Genomic DNA, 8695 nt, shown 5'->3' with positions numbered 1-8695 from the left:
GGAGGCCGCAACCATCGACAAAAGGGGGCGACCACGCCCCCCCCCCCCCCCCCCCTGCCTGTCCCCCGGACAAAACCATCGAGGGGGGGGCCCCCCCCCCCCCCCCCCCCCCCCCCTCCCACGACCGTTCAGCGCCGCCGCAGCCGTGGGAACTTCCTGGACTGCTGCTGCTCCGTCTGAGCCGCCTTCACCTTCGCGGCGTACTCGTCCACGTACTCCTGCCCCGACAGCGCGAGGATCTCGTACATGATCTCGTCGGTCACCGCGCGCAGCACCGCCTTCTCGTTCTCCATCCCCGCATAGCGCGAGAATTCCAGCGGCTCCCCGAAGCGGATCGTCACCCGCTTGATCTTCGGTACGACCTGCCCCGGCGGCTGGATCTCGAACGTCCCGACCATCGCACACGGCACCACCGGCACCCCGGCGGTGAGTGCCATCACCGCGACCCCGACCTTGCCCTTGTACAGCCGTCCGTCGTGCGAACGCGTGCCCTCGGGGTAGATCCCCAGCAACTCGCCCTTCCTCAGCACCCCGAGCCCCTCGCGGATCGCGGCCTGCCCGGCGTCCTTGCCCGACCGGTCCACCGGGATCTGCCCCGCGCTGCGGAAGAACGCGGCGGTCAGCCGGCCCTTGAGCCCGGGGCCCGTGAAGTACTCGGCCTTGGCGAGAAAGGTGATCCGCCGCCTGATGATGGCGGGCATCAGGAAGTGGTCGGAGAACGACAGGTGATTGCCCGCCACGATCGCCGCGCCGTCCGCGGGAATGTGCTCGAGACCCTCGATCCTGGGCCGGAACAGCAACCGCAGCAGCGGCCCCAGAATGACGTATTTGAGCACGTAATAGAACACAGAGGAGCTCCTCACTGCGCCGGATCGGCGGCGCTCAGGGGCTGCGTTGCGGCAGGTCGCAGGCGTCTGCAGGAACGGTCAGTTTAGGTGCAGCGGCGCCACGTGTAACGGCCTCCGACCGGCTCGCCCGGCTCAATCGCCGATGGTGGCCTCACGGCTGACCGGTGGCGGGGCGCAGGTCGATGACGACCAGTTTCTCGTCCATGACGGCGCTGAGGTAAGGCCCGGTCAGGGACAGTGAGGTGGCCGGTGCCGGGAGGCTGATGATGTCCGGTTCCGGGGACATGCGGGTCAGGTCCCAGAGATACAGAGTGCCGTCGGCGCCGGCGGAGACGGCATGGGGCCGGCCGTCGACCGGTCCGGCAGTGACGGCGACGACCGAGCCGAAGTGACCCGGGACAGGGTTGTGTTGCGTCCCTGTGACGAGATTCAGGACCTGAATGGTGCCGCTCGTGGTTCCGGCGACGGCGTACGGGACGCCGGCGACGGTGGCGCAGGCCAGCGCGGACACTTCGGCCGGGTGATGGAAGGTGGCGCGCTGCGTCTGATCGGTGAGATCCCAGACCTGTGTGTCCTGACCGTCGCTCAGCACCGCGTGCGGTCGGCCGTCGATGACGGTGCACGCGAGGGCTTGCGGGGTACCGGTCCGATCGCCGAGCTGGGCACGCAACCTCCCGTCGACGAGATCCCACACGTGCACCAGTCCATGGGTGTTGGCGGTGAGGGCACGGGGGTGGCTGTCGACGGTGGTGCACATAATGGAGCGGACGTGGCCCGCATGATGAGTGAGATATCTCTGCAGCTCACCTGTGTGCAGGTCCCACAGCTGGACTGCGCCACTCTCGGAACCCGTCACGACGTACGGGCGCCCACCGAGCGTCAGGCATCCCACGGCTCGCACAGGAGAGACGCTCGACAACGTGTGGCGCCACTCGCCCCTGACTGGGTCGAACGCCAGCACAGTACCTTCGGAACCGACAGCGACAACGAGCGGACCGGCATCGCCGGAGACCGCCGCGCACACGGATGCGACGGGGAAGTCCCGGATGCACGTATGGGGTCGCCAGCGGGCTCCCCGTGCGAATCGCTCGGCGAGCGTGTGGTGGTCGAGCACCAGCGCGGTGAGCGCGAGCAGGTCCCGGCGCACTCTCGGGTCCGCGAAGCGAGCGCTCTCGATCGCGGTCCGGTAGGTCTCCGCGGTGGCGCGGCCGAGCGGCGACGCTGCCGAATCGAGGGTGGGCACGAGCTGCGCCGGCGCAGCCGCGACGACGAAGCCGGGGTCGTCCAGCACCGTGTCGACCCCGCCTGCGGATGCGGCAGCATGCGTGGCCAGATGCTCGACCGTGTACGAAGGCGCCCGCGACCAGTCCGGTTCCCGGCCGCGACGCGGGTCCGATGCGAGGGGAACGAGCGAGCGTACGGCGTAGGTGATGGAGTCCTGGAGCCGGGGCTCGTCGTCGCCGGCCCGCAGGTGCCCGACCAGAGAGGCGTGGGGGAGACGGTAGAACCGCTGCTCGTCACGCCGGGAGATCCGGATCAGCCCGTCGGCACGCTTGAGGAACCAGTCGACGTCCTCCGGCAGGCTCAGGAGACCGCCCGAGACCGCTGTGGCCACGGCAGACCAGACGGACGTCGAGGGGAAGCCGTCGCCCTCGGCGTAGGCCAGAGCATGCAGCAGACGCCGGACCCTCGAATCACGGTCCGCGAACTGGGCGACATAGGCATCGAGCGCGAGCGCGACCTCCGACGACCAGAACTCCTCCACGGGTATGTCGGCCCGAAACCTGTCCATGACTCCGAGGGCGAACTGCCGGGCCAGGAAAAGCGACTGGCCCGAGCGCTCGGCGATGGCCTCGCTCCACGCACGGGCGTCGTCCGATGTGCCGTGAAACCGTGAACGGCCACCCGGTTCGGGCTCGCCGAGGAGCATGTCGTGGACGAATTCGGCGACATCGAGGAGGCGGAACGCGTCGCTGTCGAGGTCGATGACGTCCGCGGGGCCGAAGGCCGCGACGAGCTCGGGCCGCGTGCCTGCGATGACTCGGACGCCGGCCTCCGACGCGAGCGGCAGGAGCAACTCCCGGATGATGCGAACGCCTTCGCGCTCCCCGCCTGTCGCCTCGTCGAGACCGTCGACGACGAGCGTCAGCGGTGTGCGTGTGTCCCACCGCGAAGCGACCTCGCGCCGGAGGTCTTCGAGCGTGGCGGAGCTCGCGCGCAGCGCCACCAGCTTCAGGTCGGGAGGAGGGGTGGTGTCGGCGGGAGCGTCCAGCCGGGCGGGGCTGCCGGGTTCGGCGAGCGCGGCCAGCCGGCCGAGGAGGACGGACTTCCCGGATCCGGGTGCACCGGTCACCACCCGGATCCGGCCGTCGTGCGACGGTTCGCGCAGCCACGACGACAGGGCGGACAGGGCCGCCGTACGACCGGTGAACGAGTCTGCGTCCGCTCGCAGTTCGAGATCCGCCCGCGGACCGGCCACATAGTCGGGGTTGGGGAAGAACCTGTCCTTGCCGTCGTCGTCCCGAAAAGTCCACCACAGCGGCGAGTTCCAGGAAGTGCGGGTCGCTTCGAGGCGCGTGTTGACCTGCTGGATCACATGGCGCAGCCTGACGAAAGGCGTGCCGTTGCCGGCCCGTGGGTCGGTGAGTACCTGATGGAGCGCCTGGGTGAACGGGCTTCCCCCAGCTGATTCGTAACTGCCTGTCATGCCGACCACCGACAGCCGGCCTCGCCCTTCGTACGAGGGGAAACTCCGGAAGCGGTCGGTGATGACATCGCCTTCTCGCACACAGGTGTCGAGGAGGAACAGAAGGTCGCCCTGCCCGCGCAGCAGACCGTCGAAGCCGCTCTCGAACGGCAGGACGGCTGCCGGGATGTCGGGTGCGCTGTCCGATGCCAGAAGACATGTCCGTCCCTCCACTTCTGTGGCGAAGCCGGCGAAGTGGACGACAACCACGTCCGCCGGTCCGAGGGAGGTGCCCGCGAGCCATCCGTGGAGACCACGCCTCACATCGACGGCCCTGGGGTCGAGAGAGAGCTCCGGCAGTACATGCGTATAGCCCATCGCCTCGAACATCGCGCGCACCCGCTCGGCCTCACGTCGCACGCCGGGAAGATCGGGCAATGACGGGTCCTCATAGCGGGAGACACCGATGGTGATGAGGAAGCGCCGGCCTTCCGGTTCCGTATCCGGAGAACGCGGCGCGGACACCTCCTCGGTCGGCGCCACGGTCGGCGCCACCACCTCGGCCACAGGCTCCGGCGCATCCGCCGGCTCAGGACGTTTCCGCGGCGGCGGCCCCACCACCCGCCTGCCCTGCCGCCGGCGCACCAGGTTGTGCACCTCCGCCCAGTGGCGCGCGCCCACCGGGAGGGTGAGCGGGCCGTCGGGGTCCGTCACGGCGGCGGTGAAGCGTGCGCCGATCGCCGGTGCGTGGCGGTCCACGTACGAGGAGACCGCGGCGATCACCTCATCGGCCTCGTCCCGGCGGATCGTGCTCAGCAGGCGCTCCCGTACGCCCGGAACGAACTCGTAGGCGCGGTCGAGCGCGTCATGGGTGGGACCGCCGCCGGGCACTCGCCGCAGCAGCCCGCTGAAGACGATCTCCGCCAGGTCGGACGGCGGGCTGTGCGGCAGCATCGCGGACTGCACCGTCCGCATCACCGCGAGATTCAGCGGTGCGGCCGCCAGATACGCGGCGAGTCGGAAGACGTCCGGCTGCGCCTGGGCACGGAAGTCCTCGAATCCGGCGCTCCGTCCGTAACCCTCGGGGACAGAGGGCGCAGCTGCGGCAGCCTGCCCCGGCAGCAGCACCGCCGCCGCGTCGAACGCCGCCGGTCCCGCGACCGAGTGCGCCCACGGCCCCAGCCACTCCGGGGAGATCCCCAGCACCGGTACGGCCAGGGTGCCCCGCTCCGGAACCGGTGTGCCGAGCCGGTAACCGCTGTACAGGAGCCGGGAGTTGGGGCCGCTGGCCTCGGTGCTGCGGAAGCGCCCCGGCTCCGGCGCAAGCGCCGTCCGCTCCCACGCGTGCTCGGGAATCGTCTGCAGGATCGCGGCCGGACCGCTCTGCGCCCACACCCGCAGCGGCCCGAGCAGGGTTCCGGTCCGCCAGGCCGGTGCGACTCCGTCCGTGAGGACGAGGGTGACCGTGCGGCCGGTAGGGTCGACGGCCGAGCCCGTCGAGCGGAGCAGGGGCGACGGTGTCCCGGGACCCGGCCCGAGGCCGGGAGTGCCGTCGTCACGGGCGAGCAGGTGGTGCAGGCGTACGTCGCGGAAGGCGCCGAGCTGCTGGAGCAGGGTGCGCAGTTCGCGGGCGAGCGGCTCCCAGAAAGCGGCACTCCCGCCGTACGAGTCCAGGACGACCGAGACATCGAGCCAGCGTTCCGCGTCGGGGACGAGAACCGGCATCCAGTGGTGATGATCGGCGATCCGGCCCGCCGTGGCGTCCTCGTCGAGGACCGTGCGGACCGTGGACGGGACGCGCCGTTTGAGCGGGCGCAGGGCGCGTGCCAGTTCGCGGCGGCGCGGCAGTGTCGCCGGGCCCGCGACACGGACGGGGACGGCCCGCTCGACTGCCGCCTCCACTCCGGCCGCCGGCTCGTCGGACGGGGGCAGGTACAGCCGCGTCGCCTCCGACGCGGCCCGTTCGCCGTCGGCGTTCCCCGGCTCGCCCTGATCCGGCCCGGTCCCGGCGGACGGCGGCGCCGGGCGCGGCTGTGGCAGGGGATCCATCGCCGCGTCCCGTTCGGTGCCGCCGGGCAACTCCCTGGCCAGCCAGAGCAGTTCCGCGATCTCGCGCGGTGTCGGCGGCGGCCCCGCCGGGTCCAGGGCGGCAAGCAGAGACCCGAGCCGCTCGATCATGACTCCGCCGGGACCGTCACATTGAGATGCTGGAACACCAGGTCCGTGAGCCGGTCGAGGTCCGGCGCGCCGTCGCGCGTCGTACTGCTCACCAGGTAGACGGCGTTGAGGAGCTGGTCGGTGGCCAGCTCGCCCGAAGCGGCATGGCGCAGGAACCGGCCGATGACCTCGTCGGCGTCGTCCACGGCTGTGGGGAGATGCGCCCGCACGATGGCGCGCAGCCGTTCGTCGTCGTCGACGGCCGGGAGATGGAGCCGTACACAGCGGCGGAGGAAGGCGGGGGGAAATTCGCGCTCGCCGTTGCTGGTCAGAATGACGAACGGGAACGTGCGGCAGCGCACGGTGCCGTGCACGACGGTGACCGGCTTGCCGTCGTCGGCCGGACGGACCCTGACCTCGGGCTGCTTGTCGGCGACCCGTGACAGTTCCGGGATTTCGAATGTGCCCTCCTCGAAGACATCGAGGAGATCGTTCGGCAGGTCGATGTCGCTCTTGTCGATCTCGTCGATGAGCAGGACCCGGGGCAGTGCGTACGGCGCGAGTGCCGTGCCGAGCGGCCCGAGCCGTACGTACCGCCCGAGGTCCGCGCCGGTCGCGGACTCCGTGTCGTCGCCGCGCTCCCGGGCGACTCCGGCCTCCTCCAGGCGGCCCAGCGAGTCGTACCGGTACAGCCCGTCCCTCAGGACCGTCTTGCTGTTGACCGGCCAGCGCAGCACCGCGCCGAGCTTCAGCTCGCGCGCGACCGCGTGCGCCAGTGTCGACTTGCCGACACCGGGGTCGCCGGTCACCAGCAGGGGCCGGCGCAGATAGAGGGCGGTGTTGACGGCTTCGATCGTGCGCTCGTCGGCCCGGTAGGAGTCGGCGTGCGGCAGTCGCCGTCCACCGTCGGCCTCGGCGTCCCGGTCGAACGGGGTCACGTCACCGTCGTGCGCGAAGTCCCGCCACGGGGGCGGGTCGGGCAGCCGGTCGATGCCGTCGTGCGGCTCGCTCATGCCTTGGTAAATCCGCCACTCGCTCATCAGGGGCGTCCTTCCTCGGCCGGGGCCAAAGGCGGTCGGGGGATCTGTCGCCGTGGGTCGTCCCACAGCAGTACGAGGTGCTCGCCGAGATGGTCCTCGCCCGTTCGCGGCTTCTGCGCCTCCATGCGCAACCGCCGCACCTTCTCCGGCAGTTCGTCGCGGTGCGCACCGGCCAGCTCCGCGCACACGTCGGAGTAGAACGCCCCGCCGGGGCAGGCCTGGCGGCCCGGCACTCCGCACGCACCGCCGTCACGGCGCTCGCAGGGCCCGCTGCCCCGCCGCCACATCATCATCGGCACGCCGGACGCGACGGCCACCTGGTACGCGTCCGAGACCGGCGCGGACCGCGGCGAGCCGGCGAGCGCGACCGCGGCCAGCGTCGGGTCGCTGTCGAACGAGGCAGCCAGGGCCCTCTGATGCTGATCGCCGCGCCCGCACACACAGATCAGCGTCTCGCCCACCGCCTTGCCGTCCAGCTGCTCCCAGCGCTCGGCCCAGGCGGCGTGCAGCGACGGAGCCTCGTGCCGCTCCAGCGGCCGCAGCACCACATGCTGCTTGCCGCCGAGCGAGTAGAAGGGGAACTGCGGCCAGAGCGACAGATCGGGGAAGCCCTCGTCGAGGGCCTCCTTCGGGAGTATCAGCTCGATCAGGCCCGGCCGGGCGAGGCCGCCCATGATCTCGATCTGCTCCGGCAGCAGCCCTGCCAGATGCTCGATCGCCTGGTTCAGCGGCAGCGCGCCGGACTCCGGACCCACCGGCACGATGTCCTTCGCCGAGCGGTAGCGCCACATCATGACGTGGTAGAGCCGCCGGTCACGCAGCGAATGGCGGATCCTGCCGATGATCGACGGTCGTGCGTCCGAGGCAGGCCCGTCGGTCAGCCGTCGCCGGGCCGCCTCGCCCAGCCGCAGCCGGCCCGCCGTGATCAGCACCTCGTCCCGCAGCCCCTGCGCCGTGTCCCGGCACTCCGGGCCCTCTGCCGCGGCCTGCCGCGCGAGATCCGCGGCGAAGGCGAGTTCGTAAGGGAGCCGGCCGGGTTCCGGTGGCATCTGGGCGGCCAGCTCCGTGAAGACATCCCGGTGGTCCACCAGCGGGTACCGGTCGGGCGGGGCGGAGCCTTCGGCGGCGGCGACCTCGAACGCGGACTTGTGGGCACCCGCAGTCGTGGGCGGCAGTTCCCCCAGCATCGCCAGCAGACGCCGGTTCTCGCCGTGGCTGAGCAGGGTCTCGTCGTCCTCGCACTGCCCCTCGGACCCGCTCAAACGGTCCGAGAGCCTCGACCAGCGGTGGTCGCGGGCGTGAAAGGCGTCGTGTGCGCGTACGACGCTCCGGTAGACCTCGGCGTCCAGCAGCCGCAGCGCGCTGACCGAGGTGCCGAGCCCGCCCATGACGGTGTCCTTCTTCCGCGTCGCCTTGACGATCGCGAAGACCCCGCCGGATCCATGGCTCAGCACCGGTCCGCCGGAGAGGCCCTTGTTGACCTCACCGTTCACCAGCTCCAGCATCCGGCCGTTCTGCAGCGTGGTGAAGCCCCCGCGGGTGAGAGCCGCCGAGCGCTCGGCCGGTACACCGGCTTCGTACACGTCCGAGAAGCCGACCGCCGTCAGTGCCGTGCCCTGCTGGGGCGGATTGCTGTCCAGCCAGACGCAGGGATGGTTCTCAGGCGCTCCGGTCAGCTCGAGGACGGCCAGATCGGGATACGGCCACAGTTCCCGCCCCTTGGCCGCGGCGGACGCCGCCAGCACGATCCCCTCGTACTCCGTGCCGCACCAGACGACCGGAACCCGCGTCCCGGGGTCCGCCCCGGCCACATGGGCGCAGGTCACCACATGGCCGGGCGCGACGAAGAAGCCCGTCCCCTGCGTCACCCCATTGACGCGGACGCGACAGTTTCCGAGGTGCTCCTGGAGCCGCGACAGCGGCGTGGGCCGGCTCATGACGGCTCGGAGTGGTCGGGAGGCGTG

4 protein-coding genes are annotated in these 8695 nt (G+C 71.2%); all 4 read right to left on the bottom strand.

The window, feature by feature from the left end; translation table 11 throughout:
- Positions 1-128: 128 nt before the first annotated feature.
- Entirely contained in the window at positions 129-848 is a 720-nt protein-coding gene (locus AC0699_RS13160; RefSeq protein ID WP_478659280.1) for a lysophospholipid acyltransferase family protein, read from the bottom strand.
- Positions 849-999: 151 nt separating this feature from the next.
- Entirely contained in the window at positions 1000-5712 is a 4713-nt protein-coding gene (locus AC0699_RS13155; RefSeq protein WP_478659278.1) for an SAV_2336 N-terminal domain-related protein, read from the bottom strand.
- On the bottom strand, positions 5709-6731 hold the full coding sequence (locus AC0699_RS13150; protein ID WP_478659276.1) for an AAA family ATPase: 1023 nt from the start codon (positions 6729-6731) through the stop codon (positions 5709-5711). Before AC0699_RS13150 ends, AC0699_RS13155 begins: the two co-directional genes overlap by 4 nt.
- On the bottom strand, positions 6731-8668 hold the full coding sequence (locus AC0699_RS13145; RefSeq protein ID WP_478659274.1) for a VMAP-C domain-containing protein: 1938 nt from the start codon (positions 8666-8668) through the stop codon (positions 6731-6733). The genes AC0699_RS13150 and AC0699_RS13145 overlap by 1 nt, the downstream gene beginning before the upstream one ends.
- Positions 8669-8695 lie beyond the last annotated feature (27 nt).

This window comes from Streptomyces sp. NPDC043870, assembly GCF_056435785.1.
The sequence above is the reverse complement of the archived record's forward strand: the minus strand, read 5'-3'. Positions and strand labels throughout refer to the sequence as shown.